Origin of the sequence: Actinocorallia populi (assembly GCF_002995495.1) — a bacterium.
GTDB lineage: Bacteria > Actinomycetota > Actinomycetes > Streptosporangiales > Streptosporangiaceae > Actinocorallia > Actinocorallia populi.
The window spans coordinates 522,367-549,014 of sequence record NZ_PVZV01000004.1 but is presented as its reverse complement, the minus strand read 5'-3'; the positions used below and the strand labels follow the sequence as shown (position 1 = coordinate 549,014).

At 67.9% G+C, this 26,648-nt stretch carries 29 protein-coding genes and 1 tRNA gene; 12 read left to right on the top strand and 18 right to left on the bottom strand.

The window, feature by feature from the left end; translation table 11 throughout:
• Positions 1-5: 5 nt before the first annotated feature.
• The 5 genes from C2865_RS19300 to C2865_RS19280 are packed head-to-tail and all read right to left on the bottom strand — an operon-like array spanning position 6 to position 4,757.
• Positions 6-1,262 (bottom strand): ABC transporter substrate-binding protein, encoded by a 1,257-nt coding sequence (locus C2865_RS19300; protein ID WP_106399867.1) that lies wholly within the window; start codon positions 1,260-1,262, stop codon positions 6-8.
• On the bottom strand, positions 1,259-1,834 hold the full coding sequence (locus tag C2865_RS19295) for a GTP-binding protein (protein WP_106399866.1): 576 nt from the start codon (positions 1,832-1,834) through the stop codon (positions 1,259-1,261). The genes C2865_RS19300 and C2865_RS19295 overlap by 4 nt, the downstream gene beginning before the upstream one ends.
• Positions 1,815-2,186 carry a DUF742 domain-containing protein gene (locus tag C2865_RS19290; RefSeq protein ID WP_106399865.1) on the bottom strand — a complete coding sequence of 124 codons (372 nt, stop codon included), beginning with the start codon at positions 2,184-2,186 and terminating at the stop codon, positions 1,815-1,817. The genes C2865_RS19295 and C2865_RS19290 overlap by 20 nt, the downstream gene beginning before the upstream one ends.
• Entirely contained in the window at positions 2,186-2,608 is a 423-nt protein-coding gene (locus C2865_RS19285; protein WP_198653428.1) for a roadblock/LC7 domain-containing protein, read from the bottom strand. The genes C2865_RS19290 and C2865_RS19285 overlap by 1 nt, the downstream gene beginning before the upstream one ends.
• Positions 2,592-4,757: a sensor histidine kinase gene (locus C2865_RS19280; RefSeq protein ID WP_198653427.1), complete on the bottom strand. Its 2,166-nt coding sequence runs from the start codon at positions 4,755-4,757 to the stop codon at positions 2,592-2,594. The genes C2865_RS19285 and C2865_RS19280 overlap by 17 nt, the downstream gene beginning before the upstream one ends.
• A gap of 212 nt (positions 4,758-4,969) precedes the next feature.
• Here C2865_RS19280 and C2865_RS19275 point away from each other — a divergent pair, with 212 nt between their 5' ends.
• The 4 genes from C2865_RS19275 to C2865_RS19260 all read left to right on the top strand — a co-directional run bounded on the left by C2865_RS19275 (position 4,970) and on the right by C2865_RS19260 (position 8,092).
• Entirely contained in the window at positions 4,970-5,875 is a 906-nt protein-coding gene (locus C2865_RS19275) for an LLM class F420-dependent oxidoreductase (protein ID WP_106399863.1), read from the top strand.
• Positions 5,876-5,972: 97 nt separating this feature from the next.
• The gene (locus C2865_RS19270) at positions 5,973-6,488 is read left to right on the top strand and encodes a helix-turn-helix domain-containing protein (protein WP_106399862.1); all 516 of its coding nucleotides are present in this window, start codon (positions 5,973-5,975) and stop codon (positions 6,486-6,488) included.
• Positions 6,489-6,722: 234 nt separating this feature from the next.
• Positions 6,723-7,994 carry an MFS transporter gene (locus tag C2865_RS19265; protein WP_106399861.1) on the top strand — a complete coding sequence of 424 codons (1,272 nt, stop codon included), beginning with the start codon at positions 6,723-6,725 and terminating at the stop codon, positions 7,992-7,994.
• A 24-nt stretch (positions 7,995-8,018) separates the two neighbouring features.
• A tRNA-Lys gene (locus tag C2865_RS19260) sits at positions 8,019-8,092 on the top strand.
• Between the two features lie 516 nt (positions 8,093-8,608).
• On the opposite strand, the gene C2865_RS19255 is transcribed toward C2865_RS19260, so the two are convergent.
• From C2865_RS19255 to C2865_RS19235, 5 genes are all read right to left on the bottom strand, one after another.
• Entirely contained in the window at positions 8,609-9,088 is a 480-nt protein-coding gene (locus tag C2865_RS19255; RefSeq protein ID WP_106399860.1) for an ATP-binding protein, read from the bottom strand.
• Positions 9,089-9,161: 73 nt separating this feature from the next.
• On the bottom strand, positions 9,162-10,001 hold the full coding sequence (locus C2865_RS19250) for an aldo/keto reductase (protein WP_106399859.1): 840 nt from the start codon (positions 9,999-10,001) through the stop codon (positions 9,162-9,164).
• On the bottom strand, positions 9,998-10,654 hold the full coding sequence (gene tmk / locus C2865_RS19245) for a dTMP kinase (RefSeq protein WP_106399858.1): 657 nt from the start codon (positions 10,652-10,654) through the stop codon (positions 9,998-10,000). The genes C2865_RS19250 and tmk overlap by 4 nt, the downstream gene beginning before the upstream one ends.
• Positions 10,629-11,219, bottom strand: a complete 591-nt coding sequence (locus tag C2865_RS19240) for a 3'-5' exonuclease (RefSeq protein ID WP_106399857.1) — start codon at positions 11,217-11,219, stop codon at positions 10,629-10,631. The genes tmk and C2865_RS19240 overlap by 26 nt, the downstream gene beginning before the upstream one ends.
• Positions 11,216-12,427, bottom strand: coding sequence for a radical SAM family protein (locus C2865_RS19235; RefSeq protein WP_198653426.1), 1,212 nt, complete (start codon positions 12,425-12,427; stop codon positions 11,216-11,218). The genes C2865_RS19240 and C2865_RS19235 overlap by 4 nt, the downstream gene beginning before the upstream one ends.
• Before the next feature lie 73 nt (positions 12,428-12,500).
• Here C2865_RS19235 and C2865_RS19230 point away from each other — a divergent pair, with 73 nt between their 5' ends.
• The 4 genes from C2865_RS19230 to C2865_RS19215 all read left to right on the top strand — a co-directional run bounded on the left by C2865_RS19230 (position 12,501) and on the right by C2865_RS19215 (position 15,500).
• The gene (locus C2865_RS19230) at positions 12,501-13,601 is read left to right on the top strand and encodes a helix-turn-helix domain-containing protein (RefSeq protein WP_332873372.1); all 1,101 of its coding nucleotides are present in this window, start codon (positions 12,501-12,503) and stop codon (positions 13,599-13,601) included.
• Between the two features lie 263 nt (positions 13,602-13,864).
• Entirely contained in the window at positions 13,865-14,473 is a 609-nt protein-coding gene (locus C2865_RS19225; RefSeq protein WP_106399855.1) for a YdcF family protein, read from the top strand.
• A 535-nt stretch (positions 14,474-15,008) separates the two neighbouring features.
• Positions 15,009-15,191 carry a hypothetical protein gene (locus tag C2865_RS19220; protein WP_106399854.1) on the top strand — a complete coding sequence of 61 codons (183 nt, stop codon included), beginning with the start codon at positions 15,009-15,011 and terminating at the stop codon, positions 15,189-15,191.
• Between the two features lie 123 nt (positions 15,192-15,314).
• Positions 15,315-15,500, top strand: coding sequence for a hypothetical protein (locus C2865_RS19215; protein WP_106399853.1), 186 nt, complete (start codon positions 15,315-15,317; stop codon positions 15,498-15,500).
• 321 nt (positions 15,501-15,821) lie between these two features.
• Here C2865_RS19215 and C2865_RS19210 read toward each other — a convergent pair whose 3' ends face one another.
• Together C2865_RS19210 and C2865_RS19205 are read right to left on the bottom strand one after the other, a co-directional pair.
• Positions 15,822-17,555, bottom strand: a complete 1,734-nt coding sequence (locus C2865_RS19210; protein ID WP_106399852.1) for an AIPR family protein — start codon at positions 17,553-17,555, stop codon at positions 15,822-15,824.
• A gap of 155 nt (positions 17,556-17,710) precedes the next feature.
• Positions 17,711-18,013: a helix-turn-helix domain-containing protein gene (locus C2865_RS19205; protein ID WP_157963804.1), complete on the bottom strand. Its 303-nt coding sequence runs from the start codon at positions 18,011-18,013 to the stop codon at positions 17,711-17,713.
• Positions 18,014-18,967: 954 nt separating this feature from the next.
• On the opposite strand from C2865_RS19205, the gene C2865_RS19195 reads away from it, so the two are divergent.
• From C2865_RS19195 to C2865_RS19180, 3 genes are all read left to right on the top strand, one after another.
• Positions 18,968-19,330 (top strand): type II toxin-antitoxin system RelE/ParE family toxin, encoded by a 363-nt coding sequence (locus tag C2865_RS19195; protein ID WP_106399849.1) that lies wholly within the window; start codon positions 18,968-18,970, stop codon positions 19,328-19,330.
• Positions 19,331-19,332: 2 nt separating this feature from the next.
• Positions 19,333-19,683, top strand: a complete 351-nt coding sequence (locus C2865_RS19190) for a helix-turn-helix domain-containing protein (protein WP_106399848.1) — start codon at positions 19,333-19,335, stop codon at positions 19,681-19,683.
• An 831-nt stretch (positions 19,684-20,514) separates the two neighbouring features.
• Positions 20,515-20,832, top strand: coding sequence for a helix-turn-helix domain-containing protein (locus C2865_RS19180; protein ID WP_106399847.1), 318 nt, complete (start codon positions 20,515-20,517; stop codon positions 20,830-20,832).
• 284 nt (positions 20,833-21,116) lie between these two features.
• Here C2865_RS19180 and C2865_RS19170 read toward each other — a convergent pair whose 3' ends face one another.
• Together C2865_RS19170 and C2865_RS19165 are read right to left on the bottom strand one after the other, a co-directional pair.
• On the bottom strand, positions 21,117-21,992 hold the full coding sequence (locus C2865_RS19170; protein ID WP_106399846.1) for an LLM class flavin-dependent oxidoreductase: 876 nt from the start codon (positions 21,990-21,992) through the stop codon (positions 21,117-21,119).
• Between the two features lie 19 nt (positions 21,993-22,011).
• Entirely contained in the window at positions 22,012-23,031 is a 1,020-nt protein-coding gene (locus C2865_RS19165) for an aldo/keto reductase (protein WP_106399845.1), read from the bottom strand.
• Positions 23,032-23,184: 153 nt separating this feature from the next.
• Between C2865_RS19165 and C2865_RS19160 the strand changes: the two genes are divergently transcribed.
• Positions 23,185-23,775 carry a TetR/AcrR family transcriptional regulator gene (locus C2865_RS19160; RefSeq protein WP_106399844.1) on the top strand — a complete coding sequence of 197 codons (591 nt, stop codon included), beginning with the start codon at positions 23,185-23,187 and terminating at the stop codon, positions 23,773-23,775.
• Positions 23,776-23,887: 112 nt separating this feature from the next.
• On the opposite strand, the gene C2865_RS19155 is transcribed toward C2865_RS19160, so the two are convergent.
• The 4 genes from C2865_RS19155 to C2865_RS19140 form a co-directional block, all read right to left on the bottom strand.
• Complete coding sequence (locus C2865_RS19155) at positions 23,888-24,781, bottom strand: YwqG family protein (protein WP_106399843.1); 894 nt, start codon at positions 24,779-24,781, stop codon at positions 23,888-23,890.
• A gap of 144 nt (positions 24,782-24,925) precedes the next feature.
• Entirely contained in the window at positions 24,926-25,567 is a 642-nt protein-coding gene (locus tag C2865_RS19150) for an NAD(P)-dependent oxidoreductase (protein ID WP_106400068.1), read from the bottom strand.
• 31 nt (positions 25,568-25,598) lie between these two features.
• A complete protein-coding gene (locus tag C2865_RS19145; protein ID WP_106399842.1) occupies positions 25,599-26,294 on the bottom strand; it encodes a hemerythrin domain-containing protein in 696 nt (231 codons plus the stop codon).
• Positions 26,287-26,631: a hypothetical protein gene (locus tag C2865_RS19140; RefSeq protein WP_106399841.1), complete on the bottom strand. Its 345-nt coding sequence runs from the start codon at positions 26,629-26,631 to the stop codon at positions 26,287-26,289. Before C2865_RS19140 ends, C2865_RS19145 begins: the two co-directional genes overlap by 8 nt.
• Between the last annotated feature and the right edge of the window lie 17 nt (positions 26,632-26,648).

The window sequence follows — 26,648 nt, the reverse complement described above, 5'->3', positions numbered from 1 at the left end:
GCGGGTCAAGCCTCGGCGCACGGCTCCGTGAGTTCGTGGGTGCGGGCCGTCGGTCCCTCGTAGAAGTCCTCCACGACCCGGATCCCGGTGTACTGCCGCTTGTCCGGCACGCTGAACACCGTCTGCCGGAAGGGGTGGCTCATGTTCCCCGCCTCCTCCGGGAGGATGCCCTCGTAGTCGACCTGCGTGAGCTCCCCCGCGGCCTTCAGCAGTCCCGCGCGGGTGAGGCGGCCGGTCTTCACCGTGTTCTCCAGGGCCGCCTTGAGCCCGTAGGAGTACGTCCAGCCGCTGACATAGGCGTCGGACTCGGCGACGTCGCCGAGCGCGGCGCGCATCGCCGCGTGGCCGGGAGAGTCGGTGGCGTAGGGCCGCCACGGCCCCGCCAGCCAGAAGCGGCCGCGGAAACCCTGCATCCCGGCCATCGACTGGATCCAGGACGGGTTGTTGCCGATGAACCTGCCCTTGTAGCCCTGCTGGACCGCCGCCTTCACGATCGCGGTGGTGTCGCCGGGAGCGGCGGCGATGACGACCAGGTCGGGTCTGCGCTTCAGGATCTGCGCGACGGGCTTCGCGCCCGTCCCCTGGTCCATGAGGACGGGGTGGTAGTCCAGGCCCCGCCGCTGCGCGGCGATCCGCGCCCCGCCGGCGGAGTCGGCGCCGAACTCGCCCGGGTAGCCGATCGACATCACGCTCTCGACCTTGTAGGGCTTCTTCTCCCGCGCGAACGTGTCGGCCGCGTAGTCCACGGCGTTCATCGCCTCCACGCAGTAGCTGCCCCCGGCCTCCAGCACGTTCGGGACGAAGTTCCACTGCGACGTCCAGCTCAGCGGCGTGGTGATGACCTTCTCCGCCAGCATCGCGTGCAGGACGCGGTTGGTGTGCGGGGAGCCGATCATCTGGGCGTAGGCCAGGACGTGGTCCTTGGTCTCCGCGTAGAGCCTCTCGTGCGCCGCCTCGTCGTACCCGGTGTCGCGCAGGTACCGGGTGACGTCGATGTCGTGGCCGCCGATCCCGCCCTGCTGGTTCACCCGTTTCCAGAACGCCTCCTGAGCCCGGGTCGCCGGCGAGGAGATCGCGCTGAACGGGCCCGTGAGGTCGGTGAGCGTGCCGAGGTAGATGCAGCCGTTGTCCGGGTTGGTCGCGTCGGGGCAGGGCGCCGCGGTGACGCCCGGCGTCCCCCGCGCGTCCGCGCGCCCGTCCTCCCCCGAACAGCCGGAGAGCGCCAGCAGCAGCGCCGCCGCGGCCAGACGAGCCCTCCTCACGCCCTCGACCCCACTCCGTCCAGGACGTGGCCGACCAGCGTGATCAGCGCCTCCTTCGCCGACTCGCGGGAGCGGGCGTCGCAGAGCACGATCGGCACCCTCGGGTCGAGGTCCAGCGCCGTCCTGATGGCCTCGGTGGAGTGGCGCCTGGCCCCGTCGAAGCAGTTCACCGCGACGATGAACGGGAGGCCGCGCCCCTCGAAGTAGTCGATCGAGGCGAAGCACTCGGCCAGCCTGCGGGTGTCGGCGAGCACCACCGCGCCCAGCGCCCCGTGCGCCAGCTCGTCCCACATGAACCAGAACCTGTCCTGGCCGGGCGTGCCGAACAGGTAGATGCTCAGGCCCTCCCGCATGGTGATGCGGCCGAAGTCCATCGCGACCGTGGTCGTCGTCTTGCCGCGGACGTGCCCGGTGTCGTCCACGCCCTCGCTCTTCTCGGTCAGGGCGGCCTCGGTGCGCAGCGGCTTGATCTCGCTGACCGCGCCGACCATGGTCGTCTTGCCGACACCGAAGCCACCCGCGATCATGATCTTGATCGCGACGGGGTCGTGGCTATAGGGCTGAGAGTCCATCGATCACTTCCTTGAGCAGTCGCGCATCCGTCAGGCGCGACACCGATGCCGGCTTTCGCAGGCGGACCAGCCCGTGTCTGAGCAGATCCCCCAGCAGGACGCGGACCACGTCCAGCGGCAGATCCAGGTCGGCGGCCACCTCGGCCACCGAGAGCGGTTCGGCGGTGAGCCGCCGGATCCGCAGGTGTTCGGGACCGAGGTCCGCCTTCCGCTCCGGCTCCTCGCCCGTCGTCTCGACGAGGTCGAGCAGGTCCAGCCGCCCGCCGAGGTCGTCCCGGGTCCGGCCGCCGGTCAGCGCGTACGGGCGTACGATCGGGCCGGCGTCCTCGTCGGCCCAGGCGGGCTCGTCCATCAGGCCGGGCCCGGCTGCCTCGCCTCGGCGGACAGGTGCTGCCCGACCCGGCTGACCAGCAGCGCCATCTCGTAGGCGATCACGCCCACGTCCGCGCCCTCCTCGGCGAGCAGGGCCAGGCAGGCGCCGTGGCCCGCCGCGGTGACGAACAGGAAGCCCCGCTCCATCTCCACGATGGTCTGCCGGACCGCGCCCGCCTGGAAGTGCTCGGCCGTGCCCCTGGCCAGGCTCTGGAACCCCGAGGCGACGGCGGACAGGTGCTCGGCCTCCTCCCGCTCCAGACTCCTGGACGAGGCGATCCGCAACCCGTCGCCGGAGAGCAGCACGATGTGCCGAGCCTCCACCACCCGCTCGAGCATCGCGTCGAGCAGCCAGCTGAGTTCCCCCTTGACCTGCGTGGAGAGGTCACTGGTCATGGTCATCCCGTCCTTCTTCTCGCGCCTGCGACGCGACCTCGTCCCTTCCGCGCTGCCAGCCCTGCTGCATCGCGGACATGAGATCGCGCGCCTGTTCCGGTGGGCGGACCGCGGGGCCGCCGGCCACCGCCGCCGGCCCCGCCTCGCCCTGGTCCCGCAGCTGCGGCGCCAGGTTGCGCTGGCGCACCCGCCGCGGCAGCTCGCCCTCCCCGGCCGCGGGGATCGCGACCGGCTGCTCCATCCGCGGCCGGGGCCGCGGCTCCGGCCGCGGCTCCGGCACGGCCGGCTCCTCCTCCGCCGTCACCAGCACGCCCGGCGGCAGCAGCACGATCGCCGTCGTCCCGCCGTAGGGGGACGGGCGGAGCCGCACCCTGATGTCGTGCCGCCGGGCCAGCCTCGCCACCACGAACAGGCCGAGCCTGGCGCTGTCGAACAGGTCGAAGTCCGGCGCCTCGGCCAGGGTCTGGTTGAGGCTCTCGCGCTTGTCGTCGTCCAGGCCCAGACCCCGGTCCTCCACCTCCAGCGCCAGGCCGTGCGCGACGGCCTGCGCGGTGATCTGCACCTGCATCTCCGGCGGGGAGTACATGGCGGCGTTCTCGATCAGCTCGGCCAGCAGGTGCACGACGTCGGCGGTGGCGGTGCCGGCCACGGCCAGGTCGTCCGGGATCGGCGGGACCTTGACCCGCTGGTAGTCCTCGATCTCCGCGACCGCGGCCCGCACCACGTCCACGACCGGGACGGGGCGGCGCCAGGTCCGCCCGGCGGGCCGCCCGGCGAGGATGACCAGGCCCTCGGCGTGGCGGCGCATCCGGGTGACCAGGTGGTCGATCTCGAACAGGTCGGTGAGGTCCTCGGGGGTCTTGGCCTTGCGCTCCATGGCGTCCAGCAGGCGCAGCAGCCGCTGCAGCAGCACCTGGTTGCGGCGGGCCAGGTTGACGAACACCTCGCCGAGACCGCGCCGCGCGGCGACCTCGCTGACGGTCGCGGCGACCACCGCCCGGCGGGACTGGGCGAAGGCCTCGTGCACCTGGGCGACCTCGGTGATGGTGAAGTCGCGAAGCGGCGCGCCCTCGTCCGGGTCGATCTCGACGCCCTCGTGCACCAGTTCGGCGATGGTCGGCAGCCGCTCGTTGGTGAACCCCTCCAGGGCGCGGACCATCCGGCGGTTCTCGCGGACCAGCCGGCGGCCCGTCCGGATGCCGAACACGATCGAGACGACGACCGCGACGAGGCCGAGGCCCCCGGCGAGCGCCAGCCGCAGCAGGACGCCACCGGCGTAGTCGGTGGCCCGCACGGACAGCGAGGCGCGGGTGTCGGCGTGGAAGCGCACCAGGTCGTTCAGCCAGCGCTCGCTGGCAGTGTGCCACTGCCCGGCGTCGACGGTGGGGTCCGCCTCGGTGCCCGGGTCGGCCACCAGTCTGTCCTCCAGCTCCCGGAAGTCCAGGTAGTGCGCGGAGCGCTGGAGCCGTTCGAAGTAGAGGCGGTCCTCGACGTTGAAGCCCTTGAAGATCTCGGTGTACCGGGAGCGGTGGGCGCCGACCGCCTTGACGAACTCGGCGTGCTCGGCGGGGGTGGGGGCGCCGGCGGTGAGGGCGCCGGTCAGCAGCGCGTCCTCGTAGGAGATGATCTCGTGGGCGTGGGCGAGGGAGACGTGGATGCGGATCTCGCGGTTGAGGGTGGCGTCGCCGGTCTCGGCCGAGTCGTAGATCATGTTCCCGGCGGCGACCAGCGAGGAGTAGCGCTCCAGGACGGTCGCCCGGTCGATCACGTCGCGGTCGGCGGCGTGCCGGTCGATCTGCGCGCGCAGGACGTCCAGCCCCTCGAGGTCCTGGACGAGGGCGTCGGCCCGCAGGTCGAGCAGCTCGGTGGAGACGTCGTCGAGCTCGGGGCCGCGGTGGACGGCGAGGAGCCGCTCGCGCGCCGCGTCGGTGCGCGAGCGCTGGGCCTTGAGGCCGACCTCGCCGACGGTGGGGCTGTCGGCGAGCAGCGCCATCGACATGCGCCGCTCGTGCTGCAGGGCGGCGGTGAGCGTCTCGACGGGTTCCACGACATGGGTGAGGAAGGTGTTCGCCCGCACGAGCCGGAGGCTGTCCTTCAGCGCCACGGAGACGGCGAATCCCCAGAGTACGACCAGCGTCGCCAGGGGTACCGTCAACAGCGAGATGATCAACCGCCGGATGGAACGGGTCGGACGCCGCTGCTCACCACCCATCGCACCAATCCCCCAATGTGACCCATTTCACAAAGATATCGATCATAGCGTGCGACTTCGCCAAACATAAGGAGGCTTCGGAAACAGATTGGCAACCATCTCGACACATGACCTTCCGTGACAATACAGCTACACGACACTTAAGGGGATGAAACATGCGTTTGCGTATCTTCACCGAGCCCCAGGAGGGGGCGACCTACGAACAGCTGCTCGCGGTGGCCAGGCGGGCCGAGGAGTGTGGTTTCGATGCCTTTTTCCGCTCTGACCACTACCAGGTCATCGGCGGTGGCGACGGCCTGCCCGGACCGACGGACGCCTGGCTGACGCTGGCGGCCCTGGCCCGCGAGACCTCGACGATCCGGCTGGGGACCATGGTCACCAGCGCCACCTTCCGGCTGCCCGGACCGCTGGCCATCAGCGTCGCCCAGGTGGACCAGATGAGCGGCGGGCGGGTCGAGCTGGGCCTGGGCGCCGGCTGGTTCGAACGCGAGCACGCCTCCTACGGCATCCCGTTCCCGCCGACCGCCGAGCGCTTCGCCCGGCTCGAGGAGCAACTCGAGATCGTCACGGGGCTGTGGCGCGCCTCGGGCCCCTACTCGTTCTCCGGCGAGCACTACACGCTGACGGACTCGCCCGCACTGCCCAAGCCCGTCCAGGACGGCGGGCCGCCGATCATCATCGGCGGGGTCGGCCGCAAGAAGACGCCCGCCCTCGCCGCCCGGTACGCCGCGGAGTACAACGTGCCGTTCCACTCCGTCGCCGAGACCGCCGAGGCGTACGAGCGGGTGCGCGCGGTGGCGTCGCGCGAGCTCGTCTACTCCGCGGCGCAGGTGCTGTGCTGCGGGCGGGACGAGGCGGAGCTGGCGCGGCGGGCCGAGGCGACCGGCCGCTCGCCCGAGGAGCTGCGCAACGACGGGCTGGCGGGGACGCCTTCCGAATTGGTGGACAAAATCGGACGGTTCGCCGAGGTCGGCACCGGAAGGCTGTATTTGCAGGTCCTCGATCCTTCTGATCTGGACCATCTCGATCTGGTGGCCTCCGAAGTGCTTTCCCAACTATGAGAAATTGCTGCACAATGCAGTGACAGAAGGCTATACCGGCGGTTAGGATCCCGGCTTATCCGAACGGGCAAAGCCTTAGACATCGGGAGAAACCGGTATGGCCACGGGCACGACCACGGACGGACGCGAACCGCTCAGAGTCCTGGTGACACACGCGGACCCTGAGGCGCGCGCGTCCATGGTCGTGCGCCTGAACGCCGGCGGCGAGGCCGTCGTCATCGGTGACACCCCCGGCGACCCGCTCCCGCTCGTCCTGCAGTTGCGGCCCGACGTCGTCATCCTGGACGACCCGGCCTTCGCATCGGCGGTGAACCAGCGCTGCAGGGTGCTCGTGCTGGGAACCGACCTCGCCGCGGACTTCGGCCACCTGGACTTCGTGCGGGCGGTGCGGGCGGCGGCCCGGGCCGGGCTCGGGCTGTCCGCCCGCGAGGCGGAGGTGATGGACCTCATCGCGGCCGGGCGCTCCAACGGGGAGATCGCCCGCGAGCTGTATCTCAGCGAGAAGACCGTGAAGAACCACGTGAACCGGATCTACGCCAAGCTCGGGGTGCCCAACCGGGCCACGGCCATCTCGTTGTGGCGCGGGGTGCTGAGCGAGCGGCTCATCGGCTGAGGCCGCGCCGCGGTGAGTAAATTGTCACCCTGGGTAATCGCGCCGAAGCCGAGTGTGCCGGGTCCGAACGGGGAATGCTTGCCCTCGATAAATTACTCTTTTAGTTGAAGGAGGGCAGTCGTCCATGTATTGGACGTGATCGATGAGGCCGCTGTGTTCAGGGCCACGCACCCCGAGGCCAGGGCACCTTCCCCATCCGGCATAAAGTGTTGGATCGTGCCAAACGCCCCACAAATGCCCGCCGTCCTTCCGTCCGAGCGCACCCGCGCCCCGCGGCTCGCCTGGATCCTGTGGGCGGTGGGCATTTGCGCCTACATCACCGCCGTGCTGCACCGCACGTCCTTCGGCGTCGCCGGCATCGAGGCCGCCGAGCGCTTCGGGACCAACGCGAGCATGCTGTCGACGTTCACCGTCCTGCAGGTGCTCGTCTACGCCGCCTGCCAGATCCCCGTGGGGCTGCTGCTCGACCGGTTCGGACCCCGGGTGATGATCACGGCCGGAGGGCTGCTCATGGCCGCCGGGCAACTCCTCCTCGCCTTCGCCCCCGACGTCGGGACGGCCATCGGCGCCCGCGTCCTCGTCGGCGCCGGCGACGCCGCCACGTTCATCAGCGTCCTCAGCCTCGCCTCCGGCTGGTTCCCCGTCCGGCAGGTCCCGCTCATCACCCAGCTCACCGGCCTCCTCGGCCAGGGCGGCCAGGTGATCAGCGCCCTGCCGCTCGTCGCCCTCCTGCACGGCCCCGGCTGGAGCGCCGCCTACGGCTCGGCCGCCGCCCTCGGCGTCCTCGTCGCCGTCCTGTGCCTCGCCGTCCTGCGCGACCCGCCCCGCACCGCCGCCGCCCCCACCCTCGGCCAGACCCGCGCCAACCTCGCCGACGCCTGGCGCAACCCCGGCACCCGCCTGGGCCTGTGGACGCACTTCGCCACCCAGTTCGCCGCCAACACCTTCGCGCTGATGTGGGGCTACCCCTACCTCGTCTCCGCCCAGGGCCTCTCCCCCACCGCCGCCGGCACCCTGCTGATCATCTTCGTCCTGGCCAACATCGCCTCCGGCCCGGTGATCGGCCGCTGGCTCAGCACCCACCCCGCCCACCACCTCCGCGTCACCGCCGGCGTCATCTGGGCGATCATCCTCACCTGGACCGCCGTCCTGGCCCTGCCCGACCGCGCCCCCCTCTGGCTCCTGACCGCCCTCGTCATCGTCACCGCCGTCGGCGGCCCCGCCAGCATGGCCGCCTTCGACCACGCCCGCACCCACAACCCCCCGGCCCGCCTCGGCACCGCCACCGGCATCGTCAACGCCGGCGGCTTCACCGCCGCCCTCATCGCCATCCTCGCCATGGGCGTCATCCTCGACCTGGCCGGCGGCTCCGGCGGCACCTTCACCCCCGAGGCCTTCCGCCTCGCCTGGCTCGCCCAGTACCCCCTGTGGTTCCTCGGCCTCTGGCAGATGCACCGCGCCCACCGGACCGTCCGCCGATTCGCACAAGTCCCCGGACCCCGGTAATGTTCTCTCCGTCGAAAGACATCCGCGCCGCTAGCTCAGTTGGTTAGAGCAGCTGACTCTTAATCAGCGGGTCCGGGGTTCGAGTCCCTGGCGGCGCACTCTCCGTCTACCAGCGCGTTCATGATTTCGATCATGGGCGCGCTGGTGGCGTTTACGAGGTGGTTCGTCCGGCGGGTTAGCTCCATGTCGGCTCGACCGCCCATCCGGCAAAACGATCATTCGGCCGACGGCCATCGCCCGAGGCCCATCCACTTCAGGCCCTCGCTCTCCACACGCGTGGCCCCTCGCTCCGCTCGGGACCGTGCCCATCGGGGGCCGAGCCCCCGAACCCCGGCAAGGGGCTCCGCCCCCTGCACCCCCGGCCTTCCAGAACGTCAAGGGTCCTCCCGTTCAAGAACGAGGTGAAGGACTCGTCCATAGACAGAGACGTCCACCCGGGACGAAAAGCCGTCCCCGATCCGAATCAGTCGCCCCACACAGTTCAGCTCAGGGCACCCGGCATCTTCAAAAGCAGGAGGCCCCACCCAAATCGGGCAGGGCCTCGGTCAGCACGGCTTGCGCGCCTTATGCTCGGCCTTGGAGGGCCAGCCTGTTAGCGGCAGGCTGGGTCTCCTTCACCAGGCTCCCGGAAGTGCTTCGGGTTCGGTGTCCAAGTCGATGTCGGCCCACACGGTGTGCCCGTGAGCGGGGCTTCCGTGGACGCCGATGCCGACCGTCTTCGCCCGGACCAAGAACAGGCCCCGGCCGCTGGTGCACAGCTCTGACCCGGCGAGCAGTTCGATCCGGACGTTCGGGGTTCCGGCTCCGCCGAGGTCACGGACCGCGATGCGGACGAGCTTGTCGATGATGACCTCCAGCCCGAACCAGCCTCCGGGCCGACCGGAGCGCGTGTGCACCACCGCGTTGGCGGCCAGCTCCGAGACCAGCTCCCGGACGTCCTCCTGGCGCTTGGATCCCTCGAAAAGGGATGCGGCGAAGTTCCGTGCGCAGCGGATCTGATCGGTTCTGCCCGGGAAGGTGCGACGCCACACCATCGCACCCGGCCAGGTCAGCCATTCCTCCGCCGAGGCATGGCCCGGCGTCTTGTCGATCATCCTTGTCGTACCTCCTGTGTCAGCGCCGCCCGCTGCCGCTGTCCGGCCCTGATATCGCGGACGGCTGTGGCCCCTATGGGCGGACATCTCGTGCGGAAAGGTCAAGCCTGTGATCTTCGTAGACACCTCGCGCGCGGAGGTTCTCTTCCAGGTGGTGGACCTTGGAAGTGCCAGGGATGGGCAGCATGACGGGCGACTGGGCGAGGAGCCATGCCAGTGCTCGTTGGCTGGGCGTACCGCTGAGGACAGCAGTCGTCTCGGTGGGCTGCTCGGCGAGTCGTCCCTGGGCGAGCGGGCCGTAGGGGATGAAGCCGAGGCCCAGGACGGTGCAGCGGTCGAGAACGTCCTGGCTGGTCCGGTCGTGGAAGTGGTAGCGGTTCTGGATTGTCGCTATGGGGCTGATCTGCAGAGCGTTCTCGAGATCGGTGACGGTGGCCTTGGACAGGCCGATATGGCGGATCTTGCCTTCAGTCCGCAGCTCAGCAAGGACGCCGATCTGATCTTCGAGCGGCACGCTCCGGTCGATGCGGTGGAGTTGGTAGAGGTCGATGGTCTCCTTTCGGAGGCGGCGCAGGCTCATCTCCGCGCACTGTCGTAGGTACTCGGGGCGTCCGACCGGCGCCCACCGGTTGGGGCCTTGGCGGGTGAGTCCACCCTTGGTGGCGATGACGAGCTCGTCCGGGTAGGGGTGGAGGGCTTCGGCAATCAGGTTCTCGGCGGTGTGGGGGCCGTAGGCGTCGGCGGTGTCGATGAAGTTGACGCCGAGGTCGATGGCACGGCGCAGGACGCGGAGGGCTTCGTGCCGATCGGCCGGCTTGCCCCAGTGTCCGGGTCCGGTGAAGGACATCGTGCCCAGGCCGAGCCGGTTGACGGTGAGGTCTCCGCCGATGCGGAAGGACTCGGGTTCGGTCATCGCACGGTCTCCTGATCCGGGACGGCGAAGAACGCTCGGAGTCGGTCGCGGATGGTGGCGGCGAGTTCTTCGGCGGGCTTGTCGGTGCAGTCGATGGGCAGGACGTCGTATCCGGCTCGGATGAGGCGGTCACAGGCCTGCCGGTAGAAATGGGTCTCAGCGTGGGAGGAGCCCGGCGTGAGCTGGAACCGGTTGTGGGCACCTCGGACGGCGAGGCGTTCGGCGATGGTTTGCGGGTGGGCTTCCAGGATGACGGCGAGGTCGGGCCGGTCGGCGTGGGAGTTCAGGCCCCACAGGAAGGCGGGGTCGAGGCCGTCGAAGCGTTGCATCACCAGACCGGAGGGCACGTACCGGTCGCAGATGACGAGCTGTCCGGATTCCAGACGGGGTCGGATCTCCTGGTCGAGGTGGTGGTAGCGGTCCGCGCTGTACAGGCAGGCCAGCGCCGGGCCGGTGACGGTCTCGGTCAGCTCTCGGGCGAGCACCCCGATCCGGCTGCCGGACGGTTCGGCGGTTGTGTGGACGTCTTCTCCGTCAGCGGTGAAAAGTTCGGCCAGGTGCGCGACGATCGTTGACTTTCCCGTTCCGGACGGGCCGTCCACCGAGACGAACAGGCCGCGCCGCTGCTCAGAAAAGGGTCTCAGCTTCGTCATCCCTCGCCTCCTTTCCCAGGAGTGCCGCCAAGGTCAGCGCGGGTTCGTCCGTCGGGGACGCAAGCCGGACCAGGAGGCGGGCGCAGACGAGCGCGTCATAGGCCGCCCGGTGAGGCCGGAGCTCCTGGCCGAGACCGGCGGCCAGCGAGAAGGCTTCGACCAGGGAGCCCAGCCGGTAGGACACTTGGCCGGGGACGAGTCGACGCGCGAGCTTGAGAGTGTCGACCACCTCGGCCGGTTCGTATCCGGGCAGGGTGCGGGTCAGGACGCCGAGATCGACGTGCGCGTTGTGCGCGACGAAGATCGCTCCGTCGAGTTCTTTGCGGATCTCGTCCGCGACCTCGTCCATCGCAGGGGCGGTGGAGACCTCGGCGTTCGTGATGCGGTGGATTCGCTGGGCCATCGGGGTGATCGGGCGAGGGGGCCGCACCAGCCACGAGCGGGCCTGGCCGACTTCCCCTTCCGCGATGGGGACGATGGCGAGTTCTACGAGGTCGGGCGGCTGCTGGCCGTTGCCCTCGACATCGACGACGGCGTACCGGTGCTGGCTCCATGCGGTGCTCATGAGGTCTGTTCCCATCCGATCTCGGCGCGTCTGTGGCGGTGCAGCAGGTGTGGGTGCCCGGCGTCGTGGATCTGGAAGGCGAATTTGTGCTGGAGGAAGTACCGCGGTTGCTCGTCCGCGAGGCCCTCCACTCGTGCGGCCCGTTCGGTGACGTCGAGCACCTGCAACCCTGCCGCTTCCGGCAGGCCGGCGGTGGCTTCTTGCAGTTGGCTCGCTGTCGGGACTCGGTGGGCGTCCGCGCAAAGCTGGAGTTGGCGAACCGGGCAGATGTCGCACAGCTCTCGGATGCCGAAGTGCCCGTTGTAGTCGGGCAGGCCGTGTGCGTAGGAGACCGCGCAGGAGGTCTTGCGGAAGAGCGTCGCAGCGTGCTCGGTCTTGGCGAACGCTTCCAGCACGCGCTGTTCCAGCGTCTCCGGCACGATCTTCCGCCGCGCCGTCCCCTGGTAGGGCTCCGGGAGCCCGTTCGCCTTGTAGTAGTCCGCGATCTCGTTCCGGTAGAAGAGGCCCGTGAACACGGCCGCGTCGGCATGCTTGGACAGCTCAGCCGCCCGCGCCAGGTGCTCGGGGGTGTCGTTGAGGCCGGGCACCAGCGGCCGCCAGTAGAAGACCGTCCGGAACCGACGGGGCCGGTAGCCACTCGCCAGGATCATCGAATCCGCGGCGACGGTCGAGGGGAACGGCTCGATCTTCTCGTCATCGATCCCCGAATAGGTGAACAGCAGCGTCACCTTCAGATTCACCAGCCCTTGCAGGCGCTCGTAGTCAGACTCCGTCACACGGAACCTGGTGATCACCAGAACGTGGTTCGTCAGGCCCCGGCCGTCCAGGTCCTCCAGGCACGCGAACAGGTGCTCCTTCACCTTGGGAAGGAACGGGTCGGTCGCCCGGTTGAAGATCTGAACCGGCGTGATGTCCGCCTGGAAGTAGCGGTGGTTGACGAGTTGCTCGACCGCTTCCGCATCAGACATGAGGGCGCGCGGCTGGCGGGAGTCCCACAGCCCGTAGGTGTGCCTGATGCAGTAGGCGCAGTCCAGCGGGCAGCCCTGTACGTGGTTCAAGGACAGACCCGACTTGCGGTACTCCACCACCTCCCGGGCACGGGACGGAAGTGCAGCAACCGCCTCCACGGACAACAGCGGCACGCGATCGCCGCGCCTCGGCTGATCGAGTGACTCGCCGACGGTTCTCTTCCGCTCGGACGATGGCATCGGTTGCCTCCTGGCTCGCCTGCCTCGGCAGGGCATTCGGTAGGGCGTTCACCGGTAACCGAACCGCTACGGCGTGCATCATGGAATCTGCCAGCCTCAGGCAGGCAGCTGGCAGGCATCCTCAACGGGAAGGGACTCGCAGGTGGACCCCCGGCTCTCCTTCTCACCGGCCCGACTGAAACTCCACCGAATACAGGCCGGAATGTCGCAGGCCGCTCTCGCTGCGAAACTCCGCGAGCTGACCGGGACAGCGACCGTGACCGCCAACTACGTCTACCGATGGGAAACTGGACGCCGCACCCCGGACGACTGGCTGGTCGCCCTCGCACTGGCGCTCGGCGTCGAGGTCGGCGACCTGTGCGAACCGGTCCCGTCCTCCCAGCGCAGGCCCGACCGATGGGAAGAGGTGAGTGACGTGCTGCGCAGAGGCTTCCTCGCACGAGGACTCGCCCTGACCACGCTCCCAGCCGTCGTCCGAGCCATGGACATCATCGGAGACGGCCACATCGGCACCCTCACCGACGGACTCGGCGAACTCGTCGACCACTACGCCCAGGCGGTCCCCCTGCTCCCGCCCAGCACCGCCTATGACGAGCTGCTGGCCGTCCGCTCCTACGCCGGTTCCGTCCTCCAGCGCTCCAATACGACACCGCGCAAAACCGACCTCGCCCTCATCTGCGGCTGGCTGTCCGGGCTCCTGGCGGTCGCCGCCCACGACATGGGAGAACACTCCTCAGCACGGCTGTGGTGCTCGGACGCCGAACGCTACAGCGAGCAGGCCAGACACCCTGAGCTCGCTGGATGGGCCTACCTCACCAGAGCGATGATCGCCCACTACCAACGACTCCCCCGCCAATCCGCAGCCCTCGCCGCCAAAGGACTGCGGAAAGCACCCCTGGGTACCGTGGCACATGCCCGACTCGCCGCCCATCAGATGCGAGCCACCACGATGGCCGGAGACGCCGACGCCTCGGCCGAGACCCGATGCCACGCGGCCGCTGCGATCAAAGCGCTCCCGACCGATGCTCCAACGACCGGCGTGTATTCCATCAACCTCGCCGAAGACCCTCCCTACACCGCAACTTCTCTACTCCTCGCCGACCAGTACTGGGAAGCCGCAGCAGCCACCCGACGCGTCATCCAAAGCTGCTACGTGAACGAAAGCCGCCAGTAAGGCGGCGGTAACCCCTCCGGGTACGCGCGCTCTCTGCTCATCCTCGGCTTGGCCCAAGCCGGAACAGGAGACCTCGACCAAGCCGCCGAAACCGGGCTCACCGCGCTCAACATCGATCGTCCCGTCTGGTCGACGATGGCGCTGGCCAGGCAACTCGATCGGACGCTTACCGCGTCCCGGGCAGGACAGATGGCATCCACTTTCGGCGCTCGGTACCGTGAGGTCTCCGCCCAGCTCAGCAGCTGCCCAGAGGACTACTGAAAATGTCCGACAGAGAGATCTCCGCCGAACAAGCCGCTGCCATCACCGCCTTCGTCGACATCCAAGCCCCACCGCCCGACGACCTGCCCACCGCACACTTCATCTTCGGCACCAACCAACTCATGCCCGTCACGGTCCTCGTCACCGAACGCCATAAACGCGGCTTGGCTCCCCTGATCATCGTCACTGGCGGCGTGAACCGACACACCGGCATCATCGAAGGCCGTGAATTCCATCGTGTCCTCACCGAGAACGGTGTCCCCGACGAGGACATCCGCGTCGAAGACGCCTCCGCCAACACCTGGCAGAACGTCGAGAACGCCGCGCCCTTCATCCACGAGGCCCTCGCTGCCGGACTAAAGATCACCGCCGTCAGCAAGTGGTTCCACCGCCGCACCGTCCACGCCCTCAAAATCCAAACCCCCGGCCTCGGCGGCTTCTACGCGCTCGGCTGGGAACCGGAATATCATGGACAACCCGTTACCAGGACCAACTGGCTCACCATTCCGGACGGCAAACGCCGCGTCATCCGCGAGTGGGAAGAGATCAACCGCCGCCTCGCAGCCCACGACATCGTCCCCAGCGATCTAGTCGACGGCACCTGGCAGTGAGGACCGTGCACATCAGCAAAAACAAAAACCGTTACGTGACCAACATCCGGTGATCGTGGCAGCCCATGCAGGCCGCAAGGATGATGTCCGCACTCTAGGGGAAGCTCAGAGAGCATGGCGTACTTGAGGGGTACCGATTCCGACTTGTCCGCCGTAACGACTGTGCCGCAGAACAGACACGGTGCCGAGGTTCTGGCACAATTATCGTTAGCGTTCCGGCATGTCGACAAGACGAGTGCATCCGTTTGTCACCCCGTTCGCCTGCCTTTTGAGCGCTCTTGCCGGGGTCGCGCTAGCCCTGTACTTCGGCAATGTGACCGGCATGTTCGACGGGGAAGTGGGGGAGCGCGGAGCGCCGGGCAACATCATGCCGTATGCGGAGATCTGTCCATCCCCGGCATACGCGTGGAGACAGACAACGATCGTGGAGAAGAGCCTTTTCGGAAAGTACCGAGACAGACAAGTCGTTGCATGTGTCCTCCGGTAAGGGGCCGATGGAGGATTCCCGACCCCCTGTGCCACGTTCGGCGAGCACATGCCGTGGGAAGCGGCCTACGCCGTCCAGCTCAAGCAGGCGATCGACACCTCCTGCAAAGAGCCGGCCGAGGCCGCCCACACCAAGGTCGAGCGCCTCTTCGTCTTCAAGAACACCAACCTCCACGCCGCCACAGACCTCCTGGACAAGGTCCTCATCGAGTATGACATCAGCGGCATGTAGAGCATCCTCGACGAACGCGCCGCCCGTCTCGACATCGCAGACCAGTCCGAACGCTGGGCACGCGGCATCGTCGAACGCCCCTTCTCCATCGCCCTCCGCTCCCTCCAGTTCAACTGGACCTACATGAAGGACCACGGCGTCCGGGCCTTCTACGAGATGACCAACTGCTACGTCGCCGACCTCACCGCCAGCAACACCCACTGGCACAAGGCCTGGACCGCAGAACTCACCACCGGCACCCTCGACCGCATCACCAGCATCGAATGCGACCTCACCACGAGGAAGCCCCCACCCGCTCCGCCACCGTGAACCAGCAGCCTTCCATGGAGCTGGGCCAGCAATCCATCCGCTGGCCCAGCTTCTCCTCAGGGCCCTCGAAGAGCGCGTTCTTCCGAAACTCTTATACGTAGACGTGTCCGACCGTCGCGGGACGGAGTCCGCGGAATCCACGGGAAGAAGAGAGAAGCGTCGGCCCATTAAGAGAATTAGCCCATGCGCCCGGCCCGTACAGGCTTGACTAACCTCGACCTTGGTGCAAGCCCTCATAGGGCTCCACCCCAGAGCGAAGGACAACAAGAGGAGATTCGACCCTCTGCAGGAACTTTCGATATATGACCGATATTCGGGCAGCTATCGCAGAATACCAAAATGGCGTGTCGCGATGGTGGCTTGACGGATCTTGTCAGTGAAACTCGAGCTTCGGGCGATCCTGTCTATACCCTCGGTCCGACTTCCTCGGAGAGCCGTTCTGTACTCTTTTTCGAGTATTTTCGTCATCTTCTCCAAGAGGTCGTCGGACAAGTTCTCCCTGTTGATGTTCAACAGGTCTTTGTGCGAGGGTCTGCGTAGGCGTGTCAGCGTGAAAGAGGACATGTAGGCCAGGTGGAAGCGCCAGTTCTCTGCTGTGTCGCCCAGGAGCGGATTGTCTTCAGCGTATGATGTCAAAAACTCGCCGATCCGGACATGGACGTCGAGAACTAGGCGGTATAGGTCCAGGTCATGATCCGCAGAGAAGACCTTGTAGTAGTGGGAGTCCGCCAGCAGGCTGCTGTCCGAGCAACTGAGAGCCGAATGCGGTTCGCCTATGACGAATGCAGTGAACTCCCTTGAGAGGCGGGACATGCTGACAACCTGATCCAGCAGGAAACCCAGGTTCTTGTAGTAGTTTGCGCGCCTCTCATAATAGTAGCCGTCCCTCTGGAGAGACTCCTCGAGATCCTTTTGAATCTGCTCAGTGGCTCGGAGAGCTCCGGGAGGGAGCTCCGTCTGACTGTTTGTCGCCCTGATGATGCTGTCGCGTGATCTGCCAGACGTGGGTGGGACCAGTATCCTCACGAGGATGCAACGGTCGTAATGATTCCCGGCCTCTTGGAAATAGTTATAGATTTCATGGCTGGTTTGCAGGCCGTTGACGATCTGAGGATCCTTCATCACGATCTTCTTGCCCGCGATGCGAACCTCCTCGGCTACGATCGTGACCCCATTGTTGAACCACCAGAAGTCGTCTCGATGACTGGAACGCAGTGTCTCGCCGATCGCGGTGTTGATCGATGTCCTACCGGCGTAGTCTCTGACGTTCGACTCGAATAGCTCCAGTCGCAGGGCGTCATTATTCGACGTGATGAACTTATAGTATTCGTCCAGACGCGATAGGCACACATACCCCTCTCCGAGAGACGTACTCATCGGAGTATCCATGAAGACCAGTTCAGAGACGACGACCGCGCCACGACCCGAGAGTTCACGGAGCTCAGCGGCGCCCAGATATTCGATCGCGCACTTTGTCCCAGATGAGACCTTTCCGAGTTCGTGCGCGAGTCTATTTCCTTTTGCCTTTACATTTGGATGCGGACGTTCTGCCGAGCGAGTTGCGTAGATTACCCGAATGGAGACATCAGGGAAGGATGAGGCCAGCGCCTCCAGAACATGAAGGAATCTGCCAGTACGTTCGAGCAGCTTTGCATTGGTCGACTCTGCCAAACTTCCGATATCCCGACCCATGTCAAGCAGAATCGGCAGGTGATAATACAGCTTCTCGAAAGCAGTTTCCTGATAGCCAGGAGAGGTTTTCGCCTGGAGGATTACAAGCTCGATCTTCTTGGATCTGAGGGTAGTGTGGCGATCGATGTCCGCGGATACGTAACGATCATCAACGAGAACCCATATGCCGTCGACACCGCAGTCGTGGGCGCCGTCTACAATTCCGTCTCTCAACTCGTCAATGTCTAGGTCGAGGTCCTGTAGCGCAACACTCGCGGAGAAGTAATTGAAGAAGGCGTCAAGCTTCTGCTGGGGAGCGAGGCGGGACCGTTGATCTTCGAGGATGCGGTCCAGGAGGCGTTGATCATTGCTCTGCGGTGCCATTTAATCCCCCATCGGAATCCGGGAGACATATCGTTCCAACCCTCTATGCGAAGCGCAAGAGGAGTTATGTAACGTTCACCTTCGTGGTTACTCTGCCGCTGTTCGCGCTGCTTACACGAATTGGGACGACACAAAAACGTTGCACGACCTGATACTTATCGCTGGTCGTCCCAGCCATAAGCGGCCGGGCCCCGCCGCAACTCGGCCTGAAGGACCGCGACTTGCCCTTCGTCAAGTTTGGGGGCCGAGCCACCCGGCCCCTTCGACAGCAGCGCGGCCGTCCCATCGGCCTGCCAGGCCCGCCGCCAGCCGTTCACCGCCTGCCGGGTCACCCGCAGCCTCACCGCTACTGCAGATGTGCTCATGCCGGCCGCGAACATCTCGGCCGTCTCCAGGCCCGCCCGCTCCCGCCCGGCACGGCCTTCAGCCGTCAGCCCGCCACCATCGGGATATCTCACACCACCGGTTGTACAGCGAAAACACACCAAAGTGATTAGCCGGTGACGCTACGGAAACCTACCCCTTCAAAGTCAGTAGCCACGCCGTGACTAGCAGAAACCCGCCGCGTGATCCATACACGGCCACCTGTGTTGGCTCCATGTTGGCTCCATCGCCATGGCACCGGCTGTCAGCAGGCGACACCCACCGGTAAGCCGAACTGTGTGAATGCGGGGCACCGAGGTATCAAACGGCATCATCGATCAAATGCCAGCATGGGTTGATCATGGGTGGAGCTGGCTCTTAATCAGCGGGTCCGGGGTTCGAGTCCCTGGCGGCGCACCTTCCGCTCACCAGCGCGTTCATGATTTCGATCATGGGCGCGCTGGTGGCGTTTATGGGGTAGTTCGTCCGGCGGGTTAGCTCCATGTCGACTCGACCGCCGCCCGTCCGGCACAAACGATCAACCGGCCGACGGCCATCATCCGGGCTCCGCCCGCTTCCGGGCGGCTCGCTCTCCGCACGCGTGGCCCCTCGCTCCGCTCGGGACCGTGCCCATCGGGGGCCGAGCCCCCGAACCCCGGCAAGGGGCTCCGCCCCCTGCACCCCCGGCCTTCCAGAACGTCAAGGGTCCTCCCGTTCAAGAACGAGGTGAAGGACTCGTCCATAGACAGAGACGTCCACCCGGACGAAAGGCCGTCCCCGATCCGAGACCAGCCATCCCGTGCGCCGGGCATCGTTCCTCTGCGTCGTCTCCTATAAACGAATCGGGCGGAGCATCGACAGGGCCAAGGGCACCATGACCGGCAGCTTCCTGGGCTTTGGGGGCATTGGTCAAGGCGGCAGGAGGATCGGTAGCCCGATCGGCACCTGAGCACTCCGGGTTTGCCGGATGCCGATTCCGCTGTCCATCAGCGCGGTATGGCCGAGGGGGCTAGGTTAAGGCTAGCCTTAACCTAGCGGAGGAGTCATCGTTGGCCTGGGCCGTGAAAGTCACCGAGGAGTACGCAGCATGGTTCCGCGGCTTGATCAAGGAAGATCTCGGCTCGGCCACGCAAGTGGCCCAAGCCGTGGCGGCACTACGCGAAGAGGGTCCCACCCTGGGACGCCCCCTCGTCGATCGGCTCAAGGGCGGCAACCTGCACCATCTCAAGGAGCTCAGGCCCGGCTCACGCGGCAGGTCCGAGATCAGGATCATCTTCGCCTTCGACCCGACCCGCTCAGCGCTCCTGCTGCTCGGCGGCGACAAGGCCGGCAACTGGGAGCGGTGGTACCGCGACAACATCCCGCTGGCCGAACAGCTCTACATCGCCTACACCGCTGAAGAGGAGGAGTGACCATGCCCAAGCACACCCCGCAGGACTGGGACATCCTGGAGCAGGAGCTGTACGACGCGGGTGTCTCCCCCGCCGAGGTGCAAGCCGGAGCACGCCGGCTGCTCGCCGAGACACGCGGACATCGGCTCTCCGAGGCACGCAAGCACGCAGGGCTCACCCAGAAGGACCTCGCCGCCACCATGGGCGTGAGCATCGCGCGCATCTCCCAGATCGAGCACGGCGAAGTGACCTCCATCGACGTCATCGCCCGATACGTCGAAGCGCTCGGTGGGCACCTCGACCTGGTCGCCGACTTCGGCGACCACACCATGCGGCTGCCCGTCAGTGACCGGTCCACCGGTACCGCCGCATGACATCGAGCCGCGTCGCCGTACGAGCGAACGCGTGCCCCCTTCGGTGCGCATCACCGACGACCGTTCGCTCCACGTCAGCTCCAACGGCTGATCATTAGCCGTCAGAGCCCGGTGCTGCCCGACCACCTGGACCTGGCAGACAACGTCCAGGACGAGACAAAACAGCACAGCCGAGCACCGTCCAGCACTCGTGGATCATGGGTCGATCGGGCTCTTCATCAACGGGTCCGGGGTTCGAATACCTGGCGGCGCACCAAACGTTCACCAGCACGGTCATGATTTCGACCGTGGGCGCGCTGGTGGCGTTCATGGGGTGGTTCGTCGCTCGGGTCGGCTCCATGTCAGCTCGACCGCCGCCCATCCGGCACAACGATCATTCGATTGACAGCCGTCGTCCGAGGTCCACCCGCCTTCAGGCCCCTCGCCTTCCACACGCATGGCCCCTCGCTCCGCTCGGGACTGTGCTCATTGAGGGCCGAGCCCCCAAACCCCGTCGGCCCCCTGCGCCCCGGCCTTCCAGAACGTCCAAGGTCCGCCCGTCCAAGAACGGCGTGAAGGACTCGTCCATGGAGATGAGCCGCCAGCATTGGGCTTCCCGCGTGCGGCGGACACCTCGCCTGAGGCTGGTCGACGGAACCGCCAAGAATCTCAAGGAGCTGTGGCCGGGCACCGTACGGATCCTGCGTTCGATCCCCGGAGATCCAGCATTCTGCTGGTGGTCGGCGACAAGGCCGATCGATGGAACGAAGGGTACGACAAGGCGATCCCGCTGGCCGAAAAGCGGCATGGGATCTATCTGCAGTCCCGCACGGAAGAGGAGGGAGACAGGCGATGAGCGGTCACTCACGGTGGAGTGACATCCGGGCAGAGCACGTCGAGCGGGCGGGCGGAGAAGCCGCCGTGGCCGAAGGTAGAAAGGAGCTCCTCGCCGAAGTCCTCGGGCATCGGCTCGCGGAGATCCGGCGGGCCCGCGGCCTCACCCAGGAACAGGTCGCCGAACGGATGGGCGTGACCAAGGGACGGCTCTCCCAGATCGAACAAGGCGAGATCTCCGGGCAGGAAGTGCTCGCCCGCTACGCCGCCGCCCTCGGCGGACGTTTCCACCAGGCCATCTACTTCGACAACGGTGACATCACCGCGATCGTCTGACCGCGATCCGATACGGCACGGTGGGAGGTCCTGGAGTGAGAACCCCACGATGCAGGAGGCTCTCCCCCGAGGACGAAGCCGGAGCGCGCGGGAACGGCGGACTCACCTGGACCTACCCGTCGCCATGGGTGTGAGCGCCACGTGCATCTACGGCGAAGTGACCTCCATCGACGTCATCGCCCGATACGTCGCGACGCTCGGCGGCCGCCTCGACCTGGTCGCCGACTTCGGCGACGCACCCGATGAGCGCGGCCGCCGTGCCCCCGGGTGCTCTCCTCGGTGGTTCAGGGCGGGGTGTTGATGAGTTCGTCGGCGACCCAGCGTGCGACGTTGTCGGGGTAGGGGGCCGGTAGGCCGAGGACCAGGTGGTGGAAGCCGGCGTCGGTCGCTTCGCCGATCGTGTTCCGCGTGGCGTCGGGCCGGTCGTAGGAGACGGGTAGGAGGATCGAGCGGGTGATCGAGGCGGGGTCGCGGCCGATCTCGGCGCAGTGGCGGTCGAGCAGTGCGCTGCGGCGGGCGGCGTCGGCGATGTCGCCGCCCGGCATGTTCCAGAGGTCGGCGTGTTCGGCGGCCACGCGCAGTGTCGGGGACGAGCGGCCGCCGACGAGGATCGGCGGGTGGGGGCGCTGGACGGGTTTGGGGTTGCCGAACGCTCCGGTGAGGTGGTGGTGGGCGCCGTGGAAGTCGAACGGTTTCTCCTCGGTCCACAACCGCCGGATCACCGTGCAGGCTTCGGCGAGGCTCTCCACGGCGTGTGCGGAGTCGTGGTACGGCAGGCCGTGGGCCTCGTACTCGCGGCGGGCCCGGGGGTGGCCGGGGCGTGAGCCGGCGCCGATGCCGAAATCGAGCCGCCCGCCGGAGACGGCGTCGACGGTCGCGGCGATCTTGGCCAGCATCGCGGGCGGCCGGAACCGGTTGCTGGTCACCATCACGCCGAGCCGCAGCCGCCGGGTGCGGGCGGCGAGGGCCGAGAGCAGGGTCCAGCCCTCGTAGGCCGGTCCGTCCGGATCGCCGCCGATCGGCATGAGGTGGTCGAACAGCCACGCGTGCTCGATCTGCGGGATCGTGTCCGCCTCGCGCCAGACCCGCAGGACGTCGTGGTAGCCGACCTGCGCGGGGGCGGTCATGATCCCGAAGCGGGTCGGGGGTGTGTGCGGCATGGTGCCGGTCCTTTCGCGGTCAGCGGCGCCGCAGTGACGGGTCGAGCAGCGCGGGCGGGGTGTCGTACTTCTCGTGCGCGGCCAGGTCGACGCCGGGGGCGACGATCGTGTCGATCGCGTCGAGCACGTCGGCGGAGAGCACGGTGTCGGCGGCGGCGAGCTGCGAGCGCAGGTGGTCCGGCGTGCGGGGGCCGATGAGCGCGCTGGTCACGGCGGGGTGCGCGGTCACGAATCCGAGCGCGAGCTGGATCATGGTCAGGCCGGCCTCGTCGGCGACACCGGCCAGCCGCTCGACGGCGTCGAGCCTGGCCCGGTTGGCGGGGAGGGCGGTGTCGAAACGCTCCGGCATGAACGTCGAGCGGCTGGTGGTGATCTCCCTGCCCGCGCGGACCGCGCCCGACAGCCAGCCCGAGGCCAGCGGGCTCCAGGCCAGCACGCCGAGCCCGTACTGCTCGGCCACGGGCAGCACGTGGGCCTCGATCCCGCGCTGCAGGATCGAGTAGCTGGGCTGCTCGGTGACGTAACGGCCCAGGTGGTGCTCGCGGGCGGCCCACTGGGCCTGCACGATGCGGTAGGCGGGGAAGGTCGAGGAGCCGAAGTAGCGGATCTTTCCCGCGCGCTGCAGGTCGGTCAGCGCCGACAGGGTCTCCTCGTCTCCGGTGCTCGAATCCCACCGGTGGATCTGGTAGAGGTCGACGTGGTCGACGCCGAGCCGGCGCAGGCTGTCGTCCAGCGCGGTGACCAGCCAGCGGCGTGAACCGCCACGGTGGTTGCGCTCCTCGCCCATGGGCATGCCCGCCTTCGTGGCCAGCACGAGGTCGTCGCGGCGGCCGGCGACGGCCTTGCCGACCATCTCCTCCGACTCGCCGCCGCCGTACATGTCGGCCGTGTCGATGAGGTTGATCCCGCCCTCGAGGGCGGCGTCGACGATGGCGGTGGCCTCGTCCTGGGTGGTGCGTCCGATCTGGCCGAAGTTCATCGCGCCGAGCGCGAGTGAGCTGACCTGCACGCCGGTACGGCCCAAGGTGCGGTACTGCATGATCGTTCTCCTCCGTTGCGGATGGGTGCGGGGTGACGCGCGGCTTGGCCGCCGGTCCCCGGTCTGGCATCATGAACAAGCGGAACGCTGTCCCGTTTGAAGATACGGAACAAGGTTCCGCTTGGCAAGTCCGGCAGCGGAGGGAACGGCGCGGTGAACGACGGAGACAGGGGCGCGGAACGCCCGGCCCGGCCCAAACGGGCGGACGCCCGGCGCAACGAGAAGGCCCTGCTCGACGCGGCGGCCGCGGTCTTCGTCGCGTCAGGCGTGGAGGCGCCGGTACGCGACATCGCGGCCAAGGCCGGTGTCGGGCTGGGCACGATCTACCGGCACTTCCCGACGAGGGCGGATCTCATCATCGCCGTCTACCGGCACCAGGTCGACGCCTGCGCCGAGGCCGGACCGGCCCTGCTGGCGACCGGGGCGACTCCGCACGCCGCGCTGGGGCAGTGGATCGACCTCTTCGTCGACTTCCTGGTCACCAAGCACGGGCTCGCCTCCGTGCTGCAATCCGACGAAGCGGGCTTCGACACCCTGCACGCCTACTTCCTCGACCGCCTCGTGCCCGTGTGCGCCCAGCTGCTCGAAGCCGCTGCCGCCGCCGGTGAGATCCGCTCCGGCCTGGAGGCCTACGAGCTCATGCGCGGTGTCGGCAACCTCTGCATCGGCGCGGACAGCGACCCCCGCTACGACCCGCGCCGACTGGTCGAGCTCCTCATCGCGGGACTGCGCCACCCGCACTGACGAAGCGTGATCCGGGCAGCGAAGACGCGGTGAACCGGGCGCCCGTGAGATCAGGTGACTCCGAGGTGGAAGCGTTTCCCAGGTACGCCTTGCCGGTCCTCTTCAGGGCGCCTCACATGGGGCGGCGCCGGATCGGGTGGTCCCAGGAGGCGGGACAGTAGAAGACCTGCAGGTACGTGTGGTCGCCGACGGCCAGGCCGGTCGGTTCGGTCAGAGCCTTTCCCGCGGGCTCTTCGGCGGGGACGCGGTAGGAGGACGGAGCGGTGTCCGGCGTGTGGCGGACCTCCATGCTCGCGATGGTGAGCAGCGCTTCGAGGGGCGTACCGCAGTCGCAGGTGAACCAGCCGTCGTAAGGGCCGCCGATGTTGGAGTCGGCGGGCCATCCACCGACTTTGCAGCCGTCGGCGTAGGAGCGGACGCCCAGGTACCAGGTGCCCAGGCGTTCGTCCTGTTCTGCGACGTGGTCGTAGAACTCCTTGCCGAGGACCCAGGCGGGCGGGTACTCGCCGACCCGTTCCGGATGCAGCGTGCACGGCACCGGCAGGTATTCCTCTTCCAGCAGGATGCCGTCGCCGGGGCCGGGCCGCGGCGGGTTGGGCAACGGGTCTGTGACGTCGGCGGCGGTGCGCCAGCGGACCTGAAAGCACTCGTCGACCGGGTCGCCCTGCCTCGACCCGTACAGGCAGTCGACGGAGTCGTCGGGAACCCAGAGCACCTGCAGCAGGTCCGCCCCGGGCGGATGGGGCAGGTCGGGCAGGTCGCGGACCCATAGCTGGGCCACCGCGATGAGCGGCAGCGGCTCGGTCTGCGGGGCCCGGTCGGTCCTGCAGCCGTAGGGGTGGCACGGCCACGGCTCCCCGGCCGGCCACAGCAGCGGCCCGCCGATCGAACTGTCCCACACCCCGGGATCGCCGGGAGTCGGGTGCAGCATCGTGGTGGTGCGCTCGTGGCCGCGCAGGGCCGGGAAGAACGCCGTGATGTCCGAGGGCGGGGGCGGTGTTCGCACGGCCCCGCATTCTTCCGGTCCCCAAGCCGCACGTCTACGCGCATCGGCTGATGGATCATGTCCCGGCAGTGAGCGGCGCTGTAGCGAGCGGGCTCCCGAGCGGTGGGTCCGGGGACGGAGTCCCTGGCGGCGCACCGTGCGTGGTCACCGGCGCAGGCTTGCGACGCCGATCGCGTGCCTGATCGTGGCCGGTTCGTCGAGGACGTCGAGGAGGGCTCTCGCGAGATCGGCTCGGGTCATGCTGCCGGGGACGTTGGCATCGACGGCGGAGCGGTAGCCGCCGGTCGCGGGGGCGTCGGTGAGGTAAGGGGGGCGGAGGACGGTCCAGTCGGATCCGCTGCGCGTCAGTCTCCTCTCCATCAGGTCGAGGTCGGCGTAGACGTTGCGGTAGACCGCCCGGACGAGTGGACGGACGGTCATCCGGGACCAGAGCGGCTCCCCCGCCCCGGTGCGGAGGACGGGTTGGGCGCTGAGGGCGACCACCCGGCGCACTCCGGCGGTCTCCATCGCTTCGAGGATGGCGCTGATCGCGGACGAGCAGACACCGGCGGTGTCCTTGCGCCCGTGCGGGCCCAGCGCCGACAGCGCGGCGTCCCGGCCGTCCAGTGCCGGTCGCAGGGAGGCGGCGTCGAGCACGTCGGCGACGACGGCGTCCAGTGCCGGATGGTCGATCGGCAGGCGGGCCGGGTCGCGCACGACGGCGGTCACGTGATGACCGGCTTCCAGTGCCTGCCGGACGAGCAGGCGGCCGGTGCCGCCGGTCGCGCCGAAGACGGTCAGTTTCACGGGGTCTCCCATCCGGTGTGCCTTCGGAAGGTCATGCGGGCGCCATCCGGCTCTTGATCCGGGCTGCGGGCGTGCCGGCCCAGACGCTCGGTCCCGGGACGCGGGCGATGAGCGACAGCGGTTTCACCACCGTCCAGTAGAGCGGGGCCGGCAGACCGGCCCGGCGGCGGACCGGCTCCTGCCACTCGACGCCGTCGGCCATCCAGGCGAGGAAGCGGACGGATTGCGCCGCTGTGAAACCGTCGATCCACGCGCGCTGCTCGAATTCCTTCCATTCCCGGTGGCTGAGCACCCGGGAAGCGATCGCCATGCCCTCTCCCTCTTCATGTGCCAGATGCTCCGTGAGCGGCTTGATGAGGGCGTTCAGCGCGGTGAGAGCCTCACTCGGTCCGGTGCGGCCGGCGACGAGTCCGCGTGCGTGGAATTCGAGCCGCAGCAAGGGTTCGTCGATCGCGTCGTGCTCGGCTTTCATCGCGTCGAGCACGGCCGAGCCGTCCGGGTCGCGTTCGAGGAGCAGCGGCCACAGGTAGTGGTCCTCTCCTTCGTGGTGCCAGCGGAGGTTGCCCGTCAGCCAGAGGAGGTGGCGGCCGAGGCGGCGGCTCCGGCGGGGTGAGAGCGCGCCGGGATTCTCCAGCAGGATCACGGCGCGTTCGAGGTCGCGGCGCAGCGCCGCGTGGAACAGCGACATCGTCAGGGTGTCGGCGGGCCTCGCCAGGTCGTCAGGCATAGCTCTTCCGCATCCCGAGCAGGCCGGCCGCCACGACCACGGCGCCCGCCGTCCGGCCGGCGGCGGAGGGCCATCGGGCACGGTCCTGAGCGGCTTCGATGCCGCCGAAGACCGGTTGCAGCACGGTGGCCAGGTACAGCGCCCACCAGCCAGCCGGGCTCCGGCGGGCCAGGGGCAGGACGGCCGCCGCGTACACGACCGCGTCCAGGCCGAACGCCACCCGGTTCACGGCGTCGAGCTTCGGCCACTTCGCCACGGCCGCTCCGGTCATGGCGACGGCCCCGGCGGCCGAAAGCCACGGCAGACCGGCCGCCACCTTGTCCTCGAGCTTCGACATGCGCCCTCCTTCGTGTC

Bases quoted from the DNA above. Each gene is read 5' to 3' on its own strand.
- C2865_RS19210 (WP_106399852.1), bottom strand. From the start codon at position 17,555: ATGGCACCGCAGAGCAATGATCAACGCCTCCTGGACCGCATCCTCGAA.
- C2865_RS19285 (WP_198653428.1), bottom strand. From the start codon at position 2,608: ATGACCATGACCAGTGACCTCTCCACGCAGGTCAAGGGGGAACTCAGC.
- C2865_RS19250 (WP_106399859.1), bottom strand. From the start codon at position 10,001: ATGACCGAACCCGAGTCCTTCCGCATCGGCGGAGACCTCACCGTCAAC.
- C2865_RS19190 (WP_106399848.1), top strand. From the start codon at position 19,333: ATGCCCAAGCACACCCCGCAGGACTGGGACATCCTGGAGCAGGAGCTG.
- C2865_RS19180 (WP_106399847.1), top strand. From the start codon at position 20,515: ATGAGCGGTCACTCACGGTGGAGTGACATCCGGGCAGAGCACGTCGAG.
- C2865_RS19290 (WP_106399865.1), bottom strand. From the start codon at position 2,186: ATGGACGAGCCCGCCTGGGCCGACGAGGACGCCGGCCCGATCGTACGC.
- C2865_RS19235 (WP_198653426.1), bottom strand. From the start codon at position 12,427: ATGCCATCGTCCGAGCGGAAGAGAACCGTCGGCGAGTCACTCGATCAG.
- C2865_RS19265 (WP_106399861.1), top strand. From the start codon at position 6,723: ATGCCCGCCGTCCTTCCGTCCGAGCGCACCCGCGCCCCGCGGCTCGCC.
- C2865_RS19255 (WP_106399860.1), bottom strand. From the start codon at position 9,088: ATGATCGACAAGACGCCGGGCCATGCCTCGGCGGAGGAATGGCTGACC.
- C2865_RS19215 (WP_106399853.1), top strand. From the start codon at position 15,315: ATGAAGGACCACGGCGTCCGGGCCTTCTACGAGATGACCAACTGCTAC.
- C2865_RS19145 (WP_106399842.1), bottom strand. From the start codon at position 26,294: ATGCCTGACGACCTGGCGAGGCCCGCCGACACCCTGACGATGTCGCTG.
- C2865_RS19240 (WP_106399857.1), bottom strand. From the start codon at position 11,219: ATGAGCACCGCATGGAGCCAGCACCGGTACGCCGTCGTCGATGTCGAG.
- C2865_RS19270 (WP_106399862.1), top strand. From the start codon at position 5,973: ATGGCCACGGGCACGACCACGGACGGACGCGAACCGCTCAGAGTCCTG.
- C2865_RS19275 (WP_106399863.1), top strand. From the start codon at position 4,970: ATGCGTTTGCGTATCTTCACCGAGCCCCAGGAGGGGGCGACCTACGAA.
- C2865_RS19225 (WP_106399855.1), top strand. From the start codon at position 13,865: ATGTCCGACAGAGAGATCTCCGCCGAACAAGCCGCTGCCATCACCGCC.
- C2865_RS19165 (WP_106399845.1), bottom strand. From the start codon at position 23,031: ATGCAGTACCGCACCTTGGGCCGTACCGGCGTGCAGGTCAGCTCACTC.
- C2865_RS19220 (WP_106399854.1), top strand. From the start codon at position 15,009: ATGCCGTGGGAAGCGGCCTACGCCGTCCAGCTCAAGCAGGCGATCGAC.
- C2865_RS19170 (WP_106399846.1), bottom strand. From the start codon at position 21,992: ATGCCGCACACACCCCCGACCCGCTTCGGGATCATGACCGCCCCCGCG.
- C2865_RS19140 (WP_106399841.1), bottom strand. From the start codon at position 26,631: ATGTCGAAGCTCGAGGACAAGGTGGCGGCCGGTCTGCCGTGGCTTTCG.
- tmk (WP_106399858.1), bottom strand. From the start codon at position 10,654: ATGACGAAGCTGAGACCCTTTTCTGAGCAGCGGCGCGGCCTGTTCGTC.
- C2865_RS19295 (WP_106399866.1), bottom strand. From the start codon at position 1,834: ATGGACTCTCAGCCCTATAGCCACGACCCCGTCGCGATCAAGATCATG.